17 protein-coding genes are annotated in these 18,624 nt (G+C 40.6%); 14 read left to right on the forward strand and 3 right to left on the reverse strand.

Going from position 1 to position 18,624, the window contains the following annotated elements; translation table 11 throughout:
* Positions 1-69: 69 nt before the first annotated feature.
* From AACU32_RS18620 to AACU32_RS18640, 5 genes are all read left to right on the forward strand, one after another.
* Positions 70-867: a glucose 1-dehydrogenase gene (locus tag AACU32_RS18620; RefSeq protein WP_096602171.1), complete on the forward strand. Its 798-nt coding sequence runs from the start codon at positions 70-72 to the stop codon at positions 865-867.
* Positions 867-1,685, forward strand: coding sequence for an MIP/aquaporin family protein (locus AACU32_RS18625; RefSeq protein WP_339378062.1), 819 nt, complete (start codon positions 867-869; stop codon positions 1,683-1,685). The genes AACU32_RS18620 and AACU32_RS18625 overlap by 1 nt, the downstream gene beginning before the upstream one ends.
* Before the next feature lie 43 nt (positions 1,686-1,728).
* The gene (locus tag AACU32_RS18630) at positions 1,729-3,081 is read left to right on the forward strand and encodes a 2Fe-2S iron-sulfur cluster-binding protein (protein ID WP_339378063.1); all 1,353 of its coding nucleotides are present in this window, start codon (positions 1,729-1,731) and stop codon (positions 3,079-3,081) included.
* Between the two features lie 108 nt (positions 3,082-3,189).
* Entirely contained in the window at positions 3,190-3,417 is a 228-nt protein-coding gene (locus AACU32_RS18635) for a hypothetical protein (RefSeq protein WP_096602173.1), read from the forward strand.
* On the forward strand, positions 3,407-3,796 hold the full coding sequence (locus AACU32_RS18640) for a type II toxin-antitoxin system VapC family toxin (protein ID WP_096602174.1): 390 nt from the start codon (positions 3,407-3,409) through the stop codon (positions 3,794-3,796). Before AACU32_RS18635 ends, AACU32_RS18640 begins: the two co-directional genes overlap by 11 nt.
* Before the next feature lie 219 nt (positions 3,797-4,015).
* Here AACU32_RS18640 and AACU32_RS18645 read toward each other — a convergent pair whose 3' ends face one another.
* Positions 4,016-4,795: a hypothetical protein gene (locus tag AACU32_RS18645; protein WP_096602176.1), complete on the reverse strand. Its 780-nt coding sequence runs from the start codon at positions 4,793-4,795 to the stop codon at positions 4,016-4,018.
* A 424-nt stretch (positions 4,796-5,219) separates the two neighbouring features.
* Between AACU32_RS18645 and AACU32_RS18650 the strand changes: the two genes are divergently transcribed.
* The 7 genes from AACU32_RS18650 (at position 5,220) to AACU32_RS18680 (ending at position 14,709) form a co-directional block, all read left to right on the forward strand.
* A complete protein-coding gene (locus AACU32_RS18650; protein ID WP_096602178.1) occupies positions 5,220-6,776 on the forward strand; it encodes a GMC oxidoreductase in 1,557 nt (518 codons plus the stop codon).
* Positions 6,777-6,897: 121 nt separating this feature from the next.
* Positions 6,898-7,239: a DUF1622 domain-containing protein gene (locus tag AACU32_RS18655; RefSeq protein ID WP_339378064.1), complete on the forward strand. Its 342-nt coding sequence runs from the start codon at positions 6,898-6,900 to the stop codon at positions 7,237-7,239.
* A complete protein-coding gene (locus AACU32_RS18660; RefSeq protein ID WP_096602182.1) occupies positions 7,226-7,537 on the forward strand; it encodes a DUF1622 domain-containing protein in 312 nt (103 codons plus the stop codon). The genes AACU32_RS18655 and AACU32_RS18660 overlap by 14 nt, the downstream gene beginning before the upstream one ends.
* Positions 7,538-7,539: 2 nt before the next feature.
* Positions 7,540-8,406: a hypothetical protein gene (locus tag AACU32_RS18665; protein WP_096602184.1), complete on the forward strand. Its 867-nt coding sequence runs from the start codon at positions 7,540-7,542 to the stop codon at positions 8,404-8,406.
* Between the two features lie 235 nt (positions 8,407-8,641).
* Positions 8,642-9,739: a VOC family protein gene (locus AACU32_RS18670; RefSeq protein ID WP_096602186.1), complete on the forward strand. Its 1,098-nt coding sequence runs from the start codon at positions 8,642-8,644 to the stop codon at positions 9,737-9,739.
* A gap of 77 nt (positions 9,740-9,816) precedes the next feature.
* Positions 9,817-11,799 (forward strand): amylo-alpha-1,6-glucosidase, encoded by a 1,983-nt coding sequence (locus AACU32_RS18675; RefSeq protein ID WP_096602188.1) that lies wholly within the window; start codon positions 9,817-9,819, stop codon positions 11,797-11,799.
* Positions 11,800-12,000: 201 nt separating this feature from the next.
* Positions 12,001-14,709, forward strand: coding sequence for an MGH1-like glycoside hydrolase domain-containing protein (locus tag AACU32_RS18680; RefSeq protein ID WP_096602190.1), 2,709 nt, complete (start codon positions 12,001-12,003; stop codon positions 14,707-14,709).
* Positions 14,710-14,781: 72 nt separating this feature from the next.
* On the opposite strand, the gene AACU32_RS18685 is transcribed toward AACU32_RS18680, so the two are convergent.
* Together AACU32_RS18685 and AACU32_RS18690 are read right to left on the reverse strand one after the other, a co-directional pair.
* Positions 14,782-15,012 carry a hypothetical protein gene (locus AACU32_RS18685; RefSeq protein WP_339378065.1) on the reverse strand — a complete coding sequence of 77 codons (231 nt, stop codon included), beginning with the start codon at positions 15,010-15,012 and terminating at the stop codon, positions 14,782-14,784.
* Between the two features lie 7 nt (positions 15,013-15,019).
* Positions 15,020-16,669 carry a cyclic peptide export ABC transporter gene (locus AACU32_RS18690; protein ID WP_096602194.1) on the reverse strand — a complete coding sequence of 550 codons (1,650 nt, stop codon included), beginning with the start codon at positions 16,667-16,669 and terminating at the stop codon, positions 15,020-15,022.
* A 252-nt stretch (positions 16,670-16,921) separates the two neighbouring features.
* Between AACU32_RS18690 and AACU32_RS18695 the strand changes: the two genes are divergently transcribed.
* A complete protein-coding gene (locus AACU32_RS18695; protein WP_096602196.1) occupies positions 16,922-18,205 on the forward strand; it encodes a flavin-containing monooxygenase in 1,284 nt (427 codons plus the stop codon).
* Positions 18,206-18,342: 137 nt separating this feature from the next.
* Positions 18,343-18,522, forward strand: a complete 180-nt coding sequence (locus AACU32_RS18700; protein WP_096602198.1) for a hypothetical protein — start codon at positions 18,343-18,345, stop codon at positions 18,520-18,522.
* The last annotated feature ends 102 nt before the right edge of the window (positions 18,523-18,624 follow it).

Genomic DNA, 18,624 nt, shown 5'->3' on the forward strand with positions numbered 1-18,624 from the left:
TGGCGATCGCGGCTTGCGATCATAATCATGAGTGTCATCAACCCCTAAACATTTATCAGGAGAACACTCATGACACTTGCAGGTAAAGTCGCTTTGGTTACAGGCAGTAGTCAAGGTATCGGACAAGGAATAGTTCTACGTTTAGCTCAAGCAGGAGCAGATGTTGTGATTAACTACCGCTCTCACCCAGAAGGCGCTGAAGAAACTCTAGAAAAAGTGAAAGCGATCGGTGGTAAGTGCTATCTAGCAGAGTGTCCAAATTCCCAGGCTTATACGGTTCAATCAGACTTAGGCAATGTGGATATGGTGCGCGAACTGATTGCAGAGAGCGTTGGACACTTTGGCAAGCTGGATATTTTGGTAAACAATGCCGGAATTGAAAAACATGCTCCTTTCTGGGAAGTGACCGAAGCAGATTATGATGCGGTTCTCAATATCAATTTAAAAGGTGTATTTTTTGCAACCCAAGCATTTGTGAACCACCTGCTGGAAACCAAACGTCCCGGAAAGATTATCAACATCAGTTCGGTACATGAAGATTTGCCCTTTCCCAACTTCACAGCTTACTGCGTCAGCAAAGGCGGAATGAAAATGTTTACCCGCAATCTGGCAGTAGAATTGGGCGCACTGGGAATCACAATTAACAATGTAGCACCAGGAGCAATTGAAACTCCCATTAATACTAAGCTGTTGAATGACCCAGAAAAACTAGGCGCGTTGCTCAAGAACATTCCCCTCGGTCGCTTGGGTCAACCAAAAGATGTCGCTTCCCTAGTAGCATTTCTCGCTTCCTCGGAGGCTGACTACATCACAGGTAGCACTTTCTTTGTAGATGGGGGATTGCTTTGGAACTATCAAGAACAATAATGATGCAAATACTACGGAAACATTATCCCGAATATTTGATGGAAGCTGCGGGGCTGGGCATCTTTATGATTTCTGCGGCGGTAGTGACTGCGTTATTAGAGCATCCAGCTTCATCAATTCGACAGGCAATTGCTGACCCACTTTTACGGCGGTTCATTATTGGTTTGGCAATGGGATTGACTGCTATTTGTATTATTTATTCCCCTTGGGGTAAGCAGTCAGGCGCACATATTAATCCAGTTGTCACCTTAACTTTCTTCCGTCTCGGCAAAATTAAACCGTGGGATGCTCTTTTTTACATTTTGGCTCAGTTCGTCGGTGCATTGTTGGGATTGCTATTAGCCGCAGTGGTGTTTAAAAATGCAGTTACCGATCCAGCTATAAATTATATAATCACAATTCCTGGTGTAGGTGGTGCAGGTGTGGCGTTCTTGGCTGAACTGGTGATTTCCTTTGGGGTAATGCTCACGATCTTATTTGTATCCAATACCCCGAAACTATCACCATTTACAGGCATATTTGCCGGAGTGCTGATTGCAACTTACATCACCGTAGAAGCACCACTGTCAGGTATGAGTATGAATCCAGCCCGTACTCTAGCATCGGCGATTCCGGCTCAAAATTGGACAGCTATCTGGGTTTATTTCACCGCACCACTTTTAGGGATGCTCACAGCTGCTGAGGTATACGTGAGAACCAGAGGTAGAAATGCTGTAAAGTGCGCGAAATTGCATCACCACAACAACAAACGCTGTATCTTTCGCTGTGGCTACCGCCAGCAAAAGCTTGGTGATACCAAATGGATACTAAAGCGTTAGCGAAGCTCCTCCAAAGGAGGCTCGCCTACCCCGTCCCTAACTAGTGCCAACAGATAAACAGGAACAGGAAATGTTAGAAAATATCCGACGAATTCAGAATCCCATTATCAGAAGTGCTGCGACTGCAAGTATCGCATTTTCAGTAGTTACCATAGTTTCTGGTGTGGCTATTGGATTAATTAATCCAAAAGATAAATCTGCTGCTCAAGTTGGTGTTTATTCCTCACTATTAGGAACAGGTTGTGGTGCTATCTTTGGCTTAGTCTTAACAAGCAAAGCCAGTCAGGAAATATCAGTATCTACAGAGGTAAAATCCCATAGCAAGAATTGGCAAGATTGGCGAAATTTTGTGGTTGTTCGCAAGGTAAAAGAAAGCGAAGAAATTACCTCATTCTACTTGCAACCAGAAGACAAAGGCGAAATTCCTAATTTTCAACCAGGTCAATTTTTAACTATCAAACTGGATATCCCCGGACAAGACAAACCTGTAATTCGTACTTATTCTCTTTCTGATTATCCAGAACCTTGTACATATTATCGTCTTTCGATTAAACGTGAACCTGCCCCAAAAGGATTAGATGTACCGCCTGGTATAGCGTCTAATTTTATGCACGATCGCATTCACGAAGGTTCGATAATTCCGGCGAAACCACCAAATGGTAAGTTTGTTTTAGATGTGCAAAAATCCATTCCTGCGGTACTGATTAGCAATGGTGTCGGGATTACGCCAATGATGAGTATGGCAAAAGCCGTAACTCGTTTGCACCCTAACCGCCCAATTTGGTTTATACATGGTGCTAGAGATGGCAAATTCCATGCTTTTTATGATGAAGTGACAGAGTTAGCCCAACAAAATCCTCACCTAAATGTGCATTATCGCTACAGTCGTCCCACGCCTGAAGATGAGGGACATTATCACAGTATTGGTTATGTTGATGCTACTTTAATTAAAGAATTAGTACAACAAGAAGCTGAGTATTTTCTATGTGGTTCTCCATCTTTTATGATGTCAATTATGGCAGGGTTGAAGGAATCGGGAGTACCTGATAGTAGAGTCTTCTTTGAGTCTTTTGGGAAACCGATGAAAGTTGCATCCGACAGTCAATCCCTTACTGCAACTACAGGTGAGGAAGTGCAACAAGCCGAGATTGTTTTTGCAAAATCTGGTCAAACCCTAAATTGGCAGCAGGGAGATGGTAGTATTTTGGAATTTGCCGAAGCAAATGATATTAATCCTCCCTTTAGTTGTCGGGCGGGAATTTGTGGGACTTGTATGTGTAAAATCAGTGCTGGTGAGGTTGCTTATCAGGAAGAACCAACGGCTGCAATTGATCGGGGTTCGGTGTTGATTTGTATTTCTCAACCGGGAAGTTCTAGGGTGGTGTTGGATATTTAGCTTCCGTTCCAAGAGCATCGTTTAACACCTCTAACCCCACTGCTTTCATCACTTGCTGTCAAATTTAGCCGAGTTAGAATATGTTTAAAATGTTGGGCAAACAGCAAAATGGACACATCTATTCTTGATAAAGTGGTTGAACAACTGAAGGTCATGCCTGAAAACCTACAGCAACAGGTACTCGAATTTGCACGCGGTTTGGCTGGTTCAACTGTTCAAGGTGTTCCAGGTCATCAATTACTGCGTTTTGCAGGGACAATATCACCAGATGATATCCAGTTAATGCGCGAAGCAATTGAACAAAATTGTGAGCAGATTGATATCGATGAGTGGTAGATACTTGCTGGATACAAATATTATCATTGCGATTTTTGCTTCGGAGATAGCTGTCAAAAATATGCTTGCACAAGCAGACGAGGTTTTCATTCCCAGTGTTGCCGTTGGTGAGTTGTGTTATGGTGCAAGAAAATCAGGACGCTCAAAAGAGAATTTAGAGCGTATCGATGAATTTATAGCCAACAGTACTGTACTTGGATGTGATGTCGAGACTGCTCGTTATTATGGGGAAGTAAAAAATAAGCTACGTCTTAAAGGGCGACCTTTGCCAGAAAACGATATCTGGATTGCAGCCCTGACTCTTCAGCATAACCTGACTTTGGTTACACGCGATGCTCATTTTCAAGAGGTTGAAAACCTTCATGCAATCACTTGGTGAGTAAATCTTACTGATGTCATAATTTAAGGATGTTATGCGGAAAAATTCCATATAATCCCCTCGATCAGGGTGGTTATACGGAAAAATTCTGCATAATATCCGAATATGGATGTTTTAAAGAAAATTTCCGTATATTATGACAAGAGGTGTATGTAATCCTTGTATATCGTCATCGAGTAAAAGATTATATGGAAACTTTCCGTATAATAAATAGTTAGGCTAGCGACTCTCCAACATTCGTTCAATCCTCGATAGGATATTCTTTGCAGTTTCCTTAGCAGAATCGCTCGATTTACAGTTCTCAGCAGATACACGAATGATTCTTACACCCTGATCTTCCAAGTGACGTAAGCGTTCTTGTGCTGCGGATGGTGATTCTTGGTGCCAGCGATCGCCGTCCACCTCTACGACGAACGTCATACCCCTACAAATAAGAACGAAATCAGGTTCAATCCGCTTAAAGCGGGGTTGGTTGGATGTTACGACGGGTAATGGTATTACTGGCAACCCTGTATCACGTAAAGCAACGAATAGCAGGACTTCTGGCTGAGATCTAAATAGCAATCCTTCATACTCGATAGTCGCTAGATTAGAAGAGTGTGCACGCCCTTGATTTGTCAAGCCCTTGGAGGACGAAATAGCTATTGCTGAAAGCCGAACCATAAAATTATGAGCATCACTGACCACAATAGCGTTGGCGAGTTCAGCCAGATCTTTCTCAACTGTGGTTCGTTCTTCTGTGCCATTAAACACAGCCCAATCTCGTGGAGATAGAGACACTGTGATTAGCCATGTCCATATCCCACCGTCCCAGTTATCGTACTCTTCAAGGGTAATGCTAACTCCACGAGTGCGTAATGCTCGCGAAACCACATCTAATCCCCGTGCATCTGCAAGTTCTGCAAGAGTGTTAGCAAGAGTTTCGGGGGGAACAGGCACCGGACACTCATCATATGATCGAGAACCACTCCGCCCATATACAGATCGGGAATTATCCATAGAATTGACAAATCTGATCTAAATTAATCACGCTTTTTACACATCCGATACAATCATACTGTGAGGCAACTTCTTAGGCTGAGTTAAGATAGGAAGCCTGATAGCTCACATCTTTATTAAGCCTATACATGCCTAACAACCTTGCTGCACCGGAATGCATTAATATGGTCGGTTGAGTAGCAAAAATCATCTGCATCCGGTGAGCACGACCGTTACCTCATAATTTTGATTGGACAGTATATCAAGATGTTGGTAGGCGATCGCATCCATCGCACTCTCATCTCTCCAGCTTAATTTCTGCTGAAATCTCAATAAGAATACTTTAGTCAAACTCTTAGCATTCCCATACTCAAATCCTTAGCAGTTTATAATTCTCCTACTGCTGTCCTGTCTGATGATGATTTCAAATCAAGGAGATAGCAGTATGTCTGAACATTACGATGTTATCATCATTGGCACAGGCGCAGGTGGCGGAACCCTCACTTACAAATTAGCCCAGAGTGGCAAGAAAATATTAGTACTGGAACGTGGGCCATTTTTACCCAGAGAAAAAGCTAATTGGGACACAAAGACAGTTTTTCATAGCGATCGCTACCACAATTCTGAAGTCTGGTACGACAAAAACGGTAACGAACTACACCCTGGCATGAGTTACTTTGTCGGTGGAAATACTAAAGTTTACGGTGCAGCATTATTCCGCTTGCGAGAAAAGGATTTTGAGAAATTCCAGCATAAAGACGGCATTTCGCCAGAATGGCCGCTGAAGTATCAGGATTTTGAACCCTATTACGTCCAAGCAGAAAAGCTTTATCAAGTGCATGGTCAAAGTGGGGAAGACCCAACAGAACCATTTCGTAGTCAAGAATATCCCTATCCTGCGGTTAGTCACGAACCCCGCATTCAAGAAATCAATGATGTGTTGCACTCAAAAGGACTACATCCCTATCACACCCCTGTAGGTATTCACTTAAATGAAGCCCAGCGTTACCTGAGTTCGTGTATTCGTTGCAACACTTGTGATGGTTATCCCTGCTTGGTACAAGCTAAATCCGATGCTGAAGTCAGTGCAGTTCGTCCAGTAATGGCACAGGAGAATGTCACATTGCTGACGGAAGCCAAAGTACTGAAATTACACACTAGTCCCTCTGGGCGAGAAATCACCAGGGTAGAAGTGGATGTACAAGGCGAAGTGCGGATGTTTTCAGGGGATATTGTAGCGATCGCCTGTGGTGCGATCAACTCCTCTGTTCTGCTTCTCAAATCTGCAAACGAAAAACACCCCAACGGACTAGCCAATAGTTCTGGTTTATTGGGGCGTAATTTCATGAAGCATGTACTTGGTTCCATCATTGGCGTATCCAAAAAGCCTAACCCGACTCTCTTCCAGAAAACCCTCTCTATCAATGATTTTTACTGGGGTGAAGAAGGTTACGACTACCCAATGGGACAAATCCAAACTCTGGGTAAAGTCAGCAAAGAAGCACTAGAAGGTAATCCAGAGGCTTATGCACCTCTGACACCTGAACAAGTTGCAACTCATTCGATTGACTGGTGGTTAACGGTGGAAGACTTACCCAACCCCAATAACCATGTGCGTGTTGATGGCGACAAAATTATCCTTGAATATACTGAAAACAACAGCGAATCCTATAACCGTCTAGAAACACGCTGGATTGAGATTATCAAGTCCATTGAGTGCGGTCAAGAAATCATGCCGAATTGTGCCTATTTTGTGGGAGCAGGCAAAACTTATACAGGTAAATTACCATTAGATGGCGTAGGACATCAGGTTGGTACTGCACGTTTTGGCGAAGATCCTAAAACTTCAGTGTTAGATCTAGATTGCCGCACACATGATATAGATAACCTTTACATTGTTGATGGCAGCTTCTTTTGTTCTAGTGGTGCTGTTAATCCTACACTAACAATTATTGCCAACGCTTTGCGAGTAGGCGATCGCTTGATAGAAAGAATGAAATAATCACTCTCTCTTTTCTCTGACTCTGTGTTCTCTGCGTTCTCTGTGGTTCAATAATAGTTTTTGATAACATTTTTCGGAATGAATGAAATCAAGCATTATGGAATATCTAATTACCAATTTGATGACTTCGTTAGCAACATTAATTGATAGTTTGACTGGGATCATCATTGGTTTTGCGGTCTTAGAAGCCACAGTCAAAACCATAATGCTTTATTTTAATTACCGTAAAAATATGGATCGTGCTAAAGAGCAAATTCGATTATCACTTGGTAAATGGTTGGCTCTTTCCCTTGAATTTGCACTGGCTGCTGATATCCTGCGTAGCACAATTGCTCCAACTTGGGATGATATTGGTAAATTGGCTGCCATCATTGCTTTAAGAACAGTTCTTAATTACTTCTTAAGTAAAGAAATCGAGCAAGCCACAAAGAAAAATAATATTGTGACCAATGAATCTTTTTAGTTTCTCTGTATGGGCAGGGATAATTCAGATAATTGGAGCTTTAATGATTGCTGCTTATGTTATCACTGCCACGCTTTTTCTGATTCCTCATCGCCATGTTGACCGTTCAAGGCTTATGGTTGCTGAAGGAGTAATTAACAGTTTGAGTTTTATGCTTTCCGCTTCTCTGTTAAGGATGATAGACCTGAGAACCTGGCAACAAATTCTGATTTTTGGATTTTTACTTGCACTCCGCACCTTTCTCAAGAAAATTTTTGTTTGGGAAAAAGCACGGATTATTGTAATCAAAGGAAGTTAATTATGAGTAATCTATGGCAACCTATAGGCAAAAATAAACCCCAAGAATTGATTGAAACTAGATTGCAAATGCACTATGCAGTTCAGTTCATTAGTATTATTGGATCTGCTCTTGCAGAACCCCTACCAGACTACAGTCACACAAGTTTGCAATGGCATCCTGAATTAGAAGTGTTTGTCGGAAAGTTAATTCGGACAATAAAACCCTTTCGAGTTGCACTAGATCCAGTTAGCCTCACTGCAATAATTTTAGATAAACAAAGTGATACAATTGCAACTTTTCCCCTACATCAACAAACCATGAAAGATGCTTTGGATTGGCACAAACAGGAGATTGCTAAATTAGGTGTTAATGTTAGCAATATTGAGCTTCCTACCTATCCACGAGCAGATTTTCCAGACCATGTTATTGCTTATGGTGCAACTTTCGATGCTAACAGTGGACAATTTGGACGACAGGAACTAGCAAATTACTACGCCAATACCAATCAAATTTTACAAGAAATAGTTGCGATCACAGAGGAAGCATCTGCTATCCATATTTGGCCTCATCACTTTGATATCGCCACACTCATTACTCTTGGTGGCACTAAAAACGGAGAACCGATGACTGTAGGAATTGGGATGTCACCAGGAGATACCAGCTACAACGAACCGTATTGGTATGTTTCTCCTTATCCTTACCCCAACTCTGAAAATCTTCTACCCCTTGATGGTAATGGTTTTTGGCACACTCAAAACTGGGTTGGTGCAGTTCTAACTGCTTCTAAATTAACTAGTGAACCAGATATGCAGCGCCAGCAAATCACAGCTTTTTTAAACTCTGCTTTCCCAGCTTCAAAAGCCTTGCTTCAAGCATCAAAACTCTGATGATTCACAGTCCTACTTGTCTTTTTTGCTCTCATTTAGTACTTCGCCACATCCGTTCTGGAAATATTTACTGGTTTTGCAAGTATTGCTATCAAGAAGTCATTCCTGTTTCTGGGGTTGTTAAATACACTCATGGTTCTGTCTTGGGGATGCAGCCACAGTGCAATAGCAAAAAATCTACCCTACTAAATTAAAGCATCGAATAATGAAAAATTAAATTTGATGGAGTGTCACTATGGCTGCAAAATTCAGTAAAAAAATAGCTGGGGTAATTCTATCAGTTGGAGTATTTACCACAATTGCCCTGACACAAAATCCGGTTTTATCCCAGGTTTACCGACGGGAAAACAACCGTTCCACACAAACAGCCCAGATTCAAAAATTACCGTCACAAGCAGTAGTTTCCGCAATAGAATCAGTAGGCATGACGGTTTCTGATATGGATAAAGCCGTTGATTTTTACTCTCAGGTGTTATCCTTCCAGAAAGTCTCAGATGTAGAAGTGTTGGGTACTGAGTACGAAAAGCTGCAAGGACTGTTTGGGGTACGGTTGCGGGTGGTGCGGATGCAGTTGGGCAACGAGTCGATTGAACTAACGGAATATCTGACACCAAAAGGCAAACCTATCCCTGTAGATTCACGTAGCAATGACCGATGGTTTCAACATATTGCGTTAGCAGTTAGCGATATGGATAAAGCTTATCAGCATTTACGTAAATTCAAGGTGCAACACGCCTCCACTGCACCCCAGCGCATCCCCAACTCTAACAAAGCAGCAGCAGGAATTCGCGCTTTCTATTTCAAAGATCCAGACGGACACAACCTAGAGATTATCTACTTTCCCCCAGGAAAAGGCGATCCGAAGTGGCAAAAACCGAGCAATCAGTTATTTTTGGGAATTGACCATACAGCGATCGTTGTATCCAACACCGAAGCCAGTTTGAAATTTTACCGTGATTTACTTGGCTTGAGATTGGCGGGAGAAAGCATGAATTACGGTACAGAACAGGAGCATCTTAATAATGTTGAAGGAGCCAAGTTGCATATTAGTGGTTTGCGTTCCCTTGCTGGGCCTGGGATTGAATTTTTGGAATATTTGACACCAAAAGATGGGCGTTCTTTACCAAATGATGCGCGTCCCAATGATTTGCTACATTGGCAAACAACCCTGGTAGTCAAGGATGCAGAAGCAGTCGCTCAACAGTTGCGAATCAATAAATCTACGTTTGTTTCTCCTAGTGTTGTGGCGATTTCTGAGGAGAAGTTGGGGTTTAAAAAGGGCTTTTTGGTCAGAGATCCAGATGGTCATGTGATGCGGGTGGTGCAGAAGTAGTTTCTCAAAAGCAATCCTGTAAGAAACGAGAAGTTAACAATAATCCAAATATTGATCGCCAGAAAGAGTGTTGACTTATGTGTATTGAATTTGGACGGGAAATCTGCGGCAATCTCGACACCGCAGAGTCACGGGAATGGTTAGTTACTAATGGTATTGGTGGTTACGCTTCTGGAACGGTGGCAGGTTTATTAACCCGCCGCTATCACGGGTTACTAGTAGCAGCCTTGCAACCGCCGCTGGGTCGCACTTTAATGCTAGCAAAACTAGATGAAACTGTTCTGTATGATACTTGCTCTTATTCTCTCAACACAAACCGTTGGGTAGATGGTATCGTCAGTCCTCACGGTTATCAATACATTGAACGTTTTTCTTTGGAAGGTACAATTCCCGTATGGCGTTTTGCTGTTGCTGATGCCTTGTTAGAAAAACGGGTATGGATGCAGCAAGGAGCTAACACAACTTATGTCCAGTATACTTTGCGTCGTGCTACCCAACCGCTAAAGTTGACGCTCAAAGCAATAGTCAACTACCGTGATTATCACGGCGATACCCAAAGCAACGGCTGGCAGATGTCTGTTGAGCAGGTACAACAGGGAATTTGTGTAACTGCTTATCCCGGTGCTGTACCACTGTATCTGTTGAGTGACTGTGGCAGTGCATCGCCTGTTCACAATTGGTATTATGGCTTTGACTTAGCAGTTGAGCGTTATCGGGGATTGAGCGACAAAGAAGACCACCTCCACGCTGCTACCTTTGAAGTTACACTCAATCCAGGGGAAGCGATGTCTACGACGGGCTGCACCTACACATTAGTTGCCAGTACTCAGAAGCAACCAGACTTAAATGCTGAAGCAGCACTCGAACATCGTCAAGCTCTTGAACAAAAGTTAATTGGACTCTGGAAATCATCCAGTCCTGCTTGGGTCAATCGTTTAGTTTTGGCTGCTGACCAATTTATCGTTGATCGCTCCGTTCCCGAAGACCCTCATGGCAAAACCATCATCGCTGGTTATCACTGGTTTGGTGACTGGGGACGCGATACAATGATTAGCCTACCTGGTTTGACTCTTGCCACTGGTCGCCCAGAAATAGCACGTTCAATTCTCCGCACTTTTGCTAGGTATGTAGACCAGGGAATGTTACCCAATCGTTTCCCAGATGCAGGTGAAATACCAGAATACAATACAGTTGATGCAACTCTCTGGTATTTTGAAGCCATTCGAGCTTACTACAATGTGACTAAGGATGATGATTTGCTGATGGAACTGTTTCCCGTGTTGGCAGATATCATCAATTGGCACTGTCGCGGCACACGTTACAACATCCACCTCGATTCCAGCGATGGTTTACTGTATGCAGGGGAAACAGGTGTGCAACTAACTTGGATGGATGCCAAAATCGGAGATTGGGTGGTAACACCGCGTATTGGTAAACCTGTAGAAGTGAACGCTCTTTGGTATAATTCTTTGCGGACAATGGCAAAGTTTGCCCATCTTCTTGGCAAGCCCCATGAAGAGTATGAGGCTATTGCTAACCGCGCTCAAGTCAGATTTTCTCGCTTTTGGAATCAGGATACAGGCTACTGCTACGATGTGCTAGATAGTCCTGATGGAAATGACTCTTCTGTGCGTCCGAACCAAATTTTTGCGGTTTCATTACCCGAAAGTCCCCTCACGCCAGCCCAACAAAGAGGAGTCGTAGACATTTGTGGGCAGATGTTACTAACTTCGCATGGGTTGCGTTCCCTTAACCCCGACCATTCCCAATATCAAGGTAAATATGGAGGAAATCAGTATCAACGTGATGGTGCTTATCACCAAGGTACTGTTTGGGGTTGGTTATTAGGGCCGTTTGTCCTTGCACACCTGCGCGTCTATAAAAATCTTCAGCAGGCGCGTCAATTTCTCCAACCAATGGCTAATCATCTCACCGCACACGGTCTTGGTAGTCTCAGCGAAATTTTTGATGGTGATGCGCCGATGACTCCACGGGGATGTATTGCCCAGGCGTGGACTGTTGCAGAAGTTTTACGTGCTTGGTTAGCAACTGAGGGTTAGTGTTCTTATAACTCAGATATCGGATTAACTCTTCATCAATATCAATTGACACTACCAACAAAAATTAACATAAGTTTTTCCTGAGTTTATCCTAGATTTTTACTTACTAATATTTCTATCAAGTTTAACCAAAACTTCAGCTATATCTTAGATAAAAACGGGATACTCCAGATAGCAAATTAATGAAAGTACAATGCTATGATGACAACTCCAACCCAGGAAGAAATTAGATTACAAGAAGCTTTACATCACAAAGCTCATTGGCGCAGATGGGGGCCATATTTAAGCGATCGCCAATGGGGAACAGTACGCGAAGACTACAGCCCCAACGGTACAGCCTGGGACTATTTCACCCACGATCAGGCTCGTTCTCGCGCCTACCGTTGGGGTGAAGATGGGATTTTCGGGATTTCTGATAATCATCAGCGACTTTGTTTTGCGATCGCTCTTTGGAATGGTGAAGATTCTATTCTCAAAGAAAGAATTTTTGGTCTAACTGGTAATGAAGGTAATCACGGTGAAGATGTTAAAGAATATTATTTTTATTTAGACAGCACTCCCACACATTCCTACATGAAAGCGCTGTATAAATATCCTCAAACAGCCTTTCCCTACTCCCAATTAGTTGCAGAAAATCAACGCCGAAATCGTCAAGAGCCAGAATTTGAACTACTAGATACAGGCGTGTTTGATGATAATCACTATTTTGATGTTTTTGTGGAATATGCCAAGCATTCTGCGGAAGATATTCTTATCCAAATTAAAGTAGTCAACAGAGGTACAGAAGCGAAGACATTGCACCTGTTACCTACCCTCTGGTTTCGCAATACTTGGTGTTGGAATGGAGATGCAGATAAACCTACTTTAAAAGAGATTAAATCAGATCGTAGCTTCAATATTATTGAAGCATCTCACCCAAGTTTAGGAAATAGGTGGCTGTATTGTCAAGAAACAAAAGAGGTTCTCTTTACAGACAATGAGACAAATATAGAGCGATTATTTGCTTCTCCCAATACCTCGTCTTATGTAAAAGATGGGATTAATGACTATGTTGTAAATGGTCAGAAAACAGCCGTAAATCCTGATAAGATTGGCACAAAAGCATCTGCCAGTTATGTATTAAAAGTTGAGACTGGTGAAACTCAAACTATCAAATTACGACTGAGTAATGCAGCCAATTTAGTTGAACCATTTGGTAAGGAGTTTGATTTAATTTTTAGCCGACGACAACAAGAAGCTGATGAATTTTATCAACGTATTACTCCATATCCTCTAAGTGAAGATATGCGTAATGTGCAACGACAAGCATTTGCCGGAATGCTTTGGAGCAAGCAATTTTATCATTATATTGTAGAGGATTGGTTGAAAGGCGATCGCAACACACCAACACCCCCAGCAGAACGGCAAAATGGTAGAAATCAAGAGTGGTTCCATCTCTACAATGAAGATATTCTTTCTATGCCTGATAAATGGGAATATCCCTGGTTTGCAGCTTGGGATTTAGCATTCCATACCATTCCTTTAGCAATGATTGACCCAGATTTTGCGAAGTACCAATTGGATGTTCTCACACGGGAATGGTATATGCATCCCAATGGGCAAATTCCTGCTTATGAGTGGGCATTTGGTGATGTTAATCCCCCTGTTCATGCTTGGGCAACTTGGCGCATTTATAAAATTGAACAGAAGATTTATGGACGCACAGACCGACAGTTTTTAGAACGGGTTTTTCAAAAGTTAATGCTCAATTTTACATGGTGGGTAAATCGTAAAGATGCTGAGGGGAATAATGTCTTTCAAGGGGGATTTCTAGGATTAGATAATATTGGAGTATTTGACCGCAGTGCAGCCCTTCCTACAGGCGGACACATCGACCAATCTGATGGTACTAGTTGGATGGGGATGTATTGTTTAAATATGTTAGCGATTGCTCTAGAATTAGCCAAAACTAATCCTGTTTATGAAGATATTGCCACAAAATTCTTTGAGCATTTTCTGTACATAGCCGATGCGATGAATAAAATTGGCGAAATGGAAGCCAGTTTGTGGAATGAATCAGATGGATTTTACTACGATGTGCTACATTTACATGAACAGCAGATTACCTTAAAAGTCCGGTCAATGGTGGGATTAATCCCCCTATTTGCTATTGAAAGCATGGAACCAGAAACGTTAAAGATGCTTCCTGGCTTTAAGAAGCGGCTGGAATGGTTTATTCAAAACCGTCCTGACTTGCGGCAAAATGTAGCTTGTATGGAAACAAAAGGAATTGGTGCTAGAAGATTATTAGCAATTGTTTCACGGGATAAATTAAGAAGTATTCTGCAAAAAATGCTTGATGAAAGTGAGTTTTTCAGTCCTTACGGTATTCGCGCAGTTTCCAGATTTCATGCCGAACATCCCTATACTTTTGATGTCAAGGGTTCGCAATTTCGTGTAGATTATGAACCTGCTGAATCTAGCAGTGGTTTATTTGGTGGTAATTCTAACTGGCGCGGCCCTATTTGGTTTCCGGTGAATTTCTTAATAATAGAATCTCTGCAAAAATTCTATTATTACCTGGGCGATGATTTCAAAGTGGAATGTCCCACAGGTTCTGGTCAGATGATGACGCTTTGGGAAGTTGCATCAGAATTATCTCAAAGGTTAACTAGAATTTTCTTGCAAAATTCCTCTGGTCAACGACCTGTTTATGGTGGGATACAGAAGTTTCAAAATGACCCACACTGGCAGAATTTAATTTTATTCCATGAGTATTTTCATGGTGATAATGGAGCCGGAATTGGAGCCAGTCATCAAACTGGATGGACAGGATTAGTTGCTCAACTTATTCAGCAATTTGGTGAATATGAAGCACAACATCAGGAACGAAAAATTGAGCAGGATAAAAAGGCGATCGCTATAGCATAAATATGCCTAAATTAGTGCTTTTACAACAGTATAGTAAGCCTATTGGTTGAATATGCAGTCAATCAAATGTCATTACCATCTCCCGCCAGTTATTAACTTGTCCATCATTTCGCTGACTGTTGTACTCCTATACAGTGCATCTGGTATGATACTCCCTGCTCCCGCCATTGATATCTCGACAGCTACACCGAAGGGTTTTCGCTGGTAGGTGCTACCGAAGAGAGTTTTCTGGGCATGAGTGCTGCTACAACCTATGCCCATGTAGGCATGGCTGCGTTTTTTAGTGCTGTCTTTAAGGTACATATCTGAATTAAAATAAATTTTGTTCACTAGGCATGAGACAAGTATAAATATTCTCTACCTTGCCATAATCTAACTTGACTATCCTGTCGGATAAATAGAAATATTGGTCATCGTGAGTGACTACTATTACAGTTTTACCTTTATTTTTCAATTCAGGTAATATTTGGGTATAAAAAATTTTTTTAAATATAGGATCTTGATCGGCAGCCCATTCATCAAATACATATATAGGACGGTCTTCTAAATAAGCTGTCAATAAGGCTAGACGTTTTCGCTGTCCTTGAGATAATGAAGTGGTAGAAAGGATTCCATTGCTTATTTGAACTTTTTTATCCAGTTGTAATTGAACTAAATAGTCTTTAATTTTATCATCAGTAATATTTTTACCTAAATTAAATAAATTATCGAATAGATAAAAATCAGAAAACACTGCTGAAAAATGTTGGCGGAACCACTCTTGATTTTCCGCAGTCACTAATTTGCCATTGAAATAAATTTTTCCGCTTTCAGGAATGTATAAACCAGTGATTAATTTGATCAGCGTAGATTTTCCACTCCCATTACCACCAACAATAAAAACAATTTCATCTCCCGAAACTGTCAAATCAATTGGGCCAAGAGTAAAAGCTGTATCTTCTGAGTCTTGATGATAAGTATGAGTGATACCCAAAAATTCTAAACTGTAACAAAAATTATCTGCTTCATCCCAATTCATTAAATTACTTTCATAACAGCGATTCGACAATAATAGTTTAAGAGATTCAAGCTTCTGTAAAGCAACAGTTGCTTGGCTAAAGGTAGGAACAGCACTCATAATGTAGTCTAAAGGTGAAAGCAAGTAGAGAATAGTCAATGCATATCCAGATAAAATATGAGTGGGGATAGTTTGGAAAATAGGCAAAGCAAAAATTACCAATCCTACAACTACAAAAAATAAGCTATTTCCCCAACTAGCAGCAACTGCAAATATAGTCATTCCAACTACATTATTGCGTCTAGATAATTGTGCCGTTTCTTTAAGTTCTTGCTTTAAAAATATTTGTCGTCGTTCTTTGTGAAGCTTTAGTTCTTTAGTTCCCTCAGTTATACTCTGAAAATGGTTAAAAAGTTGATCTTCTTGCTGACGAGCTAGGGTAAAAAATGAGGTTGCTTTGTATGCAATCTGTTGATAGCTAAATATTCCTAGCAATAGAGAAATGGCCACCAGAAAAAATATCGTTGGGGATAACCAAAATAAATACAAAAGACAACTCACTACGATGGTCATATCAATACACAACGTAGGAATAATGTAGACTGTGCGAGAAATTGCTAAAACATCGTCTGTTAATGTAGCTAATATACGATGTTTCCCTAACTTTTCTAGATCATATAGTGGTGCAGATAAAATTCTCTCGCTCAATGTGAGGCGTAATTCTACAATTGCTTTTTCTGCTAAATTTATTAATAAATATTTAGAAATAATATTTGTTAAAAATTTGACAAAACAAAGACTGATAAAACTGCAAATTAATGTTATTTTCAGGGATGATTGATTAATATGTGTATTGATTGTTATAAGTAATCCGGCTGTACTAAACCCACTTAATAACCCAATGCAGGTAGCAAGAGTCAGAATTTTCCAAGAAGAACGTAACAGCAAAGTTATTAAGTTCATTTCAACTCTTTCGTTATAGCTAGTCTAACTACTTATATTTAGAAGTAGACGATTGCAGTGTCGATACAGAAAAGTTAAGGAGTTAGGCAGGGAAATAACTTAACTTGCAAACTTAACTAATGAATAGAGGAAGCAGGAACGAGAGTTAAGTAGGTTGGCAACGGCTCAAATTCCCTAACTAATCTATATCGACTATTGAAGTCACAAATTTTATAAAGATAAGAGTTAAGTTTTACAATCCAAGTCAATTTTATGAACGCTGAACTAGACGTTATCATTATTGGGGCTGGTTTTTGCGGTATTACTGTAGCTGCAAGTTTAAAAAAATTTGGAATTGATAACTTTGTTGTGATAGAGAAAGGTGAAACTGTCGCAACTATCTGGAAAAACGCCTACGAGCGATTAGTTAGCCAAAATCCTTATTTTACTTTACCTTTTTTTGAAGGTAAGGGAAAATATTCCACATTTAAGACGAAAGCGGAAATGGTGGGGTATTTAACAGAATATGCAGATCACTTTCAAGTTGATTCACATATTCGTTTTGGTGAAGAAGTACAAAATATTACCAAAATTTATAATCAAAATCAAATAGATGATAACTGGCAAATACAAACAACTAAAGACATTCTACACTGCAAGGTTCTTGTTATATGTACTGGGCTAACTAATCAACCTGTGATACCAAAGTTTGTGGGGAAAGAAAATTTTTCAGGTGAGATTATTCATAGTAGTGCCTATAAAAACGGCATTCCTTATCAAAATCAGCAGGTTTTAGTCATTGGTTCGGGGAATTCAGCAGCAGAAATAGCATTAGATTTATATGAACACGGTGCTGAACGTGTAGATATGTTAATTCGCGGTAAACGTTGGGTATTTCCTCTTTATCCGAGACTGCGATCGCTACAATATTGGTTATGGCGCAGTAGGTCATATTTTAAACGTTTGTTTAATAACAATACAATAGATTCTCGAATAGAAGCTATGGAAAAAGCCATAGATTTTTCTCCAGAAGAATTACAAGCAGACATCAAGGAAACTGATAAATTTATTCAGCGTTTTGCTTTAGATTTGAGTGCATACTCTATCTATCCAGAAGAGAAAGGGCCAATGGATGTGGAAGTTAATCAAGGCCGTGTAGCTTGGGTAGATAGAGGTACTATTAAACAAATCAAAAAAGGTAATATTCGAGTCATCTCTAATAGTATTCAGCAACTCACAACCACAGGCGTAATCTTTACCAATGGTGTATCACAAGATTACGATGCAATTATTTTAGGTACTGGCTTTCGTCCTGGCATTAATAAAATATTCAAACAGCCGCAATTGTATCTTAATGTGAACGATAGGTTATTGCCAAAAACAGATGGTAAATGCCAATCTATTGTTGACCCTACACTTTACTTTGTAGGTTTTGAGAAAACTTTTGCTAGATCCGCAACTTATGGATATTACGGCTGGTGTACAGGTAAAAGAATTGCCCTTCAATTGCTGGAAAGAAAGCCTTTATCACGTCAAAAATTGCAGATTTCCCTCTAGTTAAGCATGATGCTGTAAAAGTTAAGTCTCAAGTTAAGTTAGCTTCTACATTTAATTCCTTAACTTTTCTGTATCGACTTTTAACTTGGCAAATTCTATAAAGATAAAATAACACCTGCAATCAAGGAGTTGAACTGATGAAGACTTTAACAAATTCTCTGAACAATATGCGCTGGAACAAACTGTTTACATTTGCCTTATCATTCAGCATTTTATTATTTGCACAAGCTTGCAATCCTCGTTATGCAAAAATAGATTCTCCACAAACTACTGGAGAAACTTCTATTAATTATTCGCTCAATCAAGCTGGTAATTAAATTTTTCTAAGCTTGAAAAATCAGCCAGATTTATCTATAACTCAAATTAATTTTTTCTGGTTGTAGCTACTTAAACTAATAGAACTTACACAAAGATTTATC

This window comes from Calothrix sp. NIES-2100, assembly GCF_963875285.1.
GTDB lineage: Bacteria > Cyanobacteriota > Cyanobacteriia > Cyanobacteriales > Nostocaceae > Aulosira.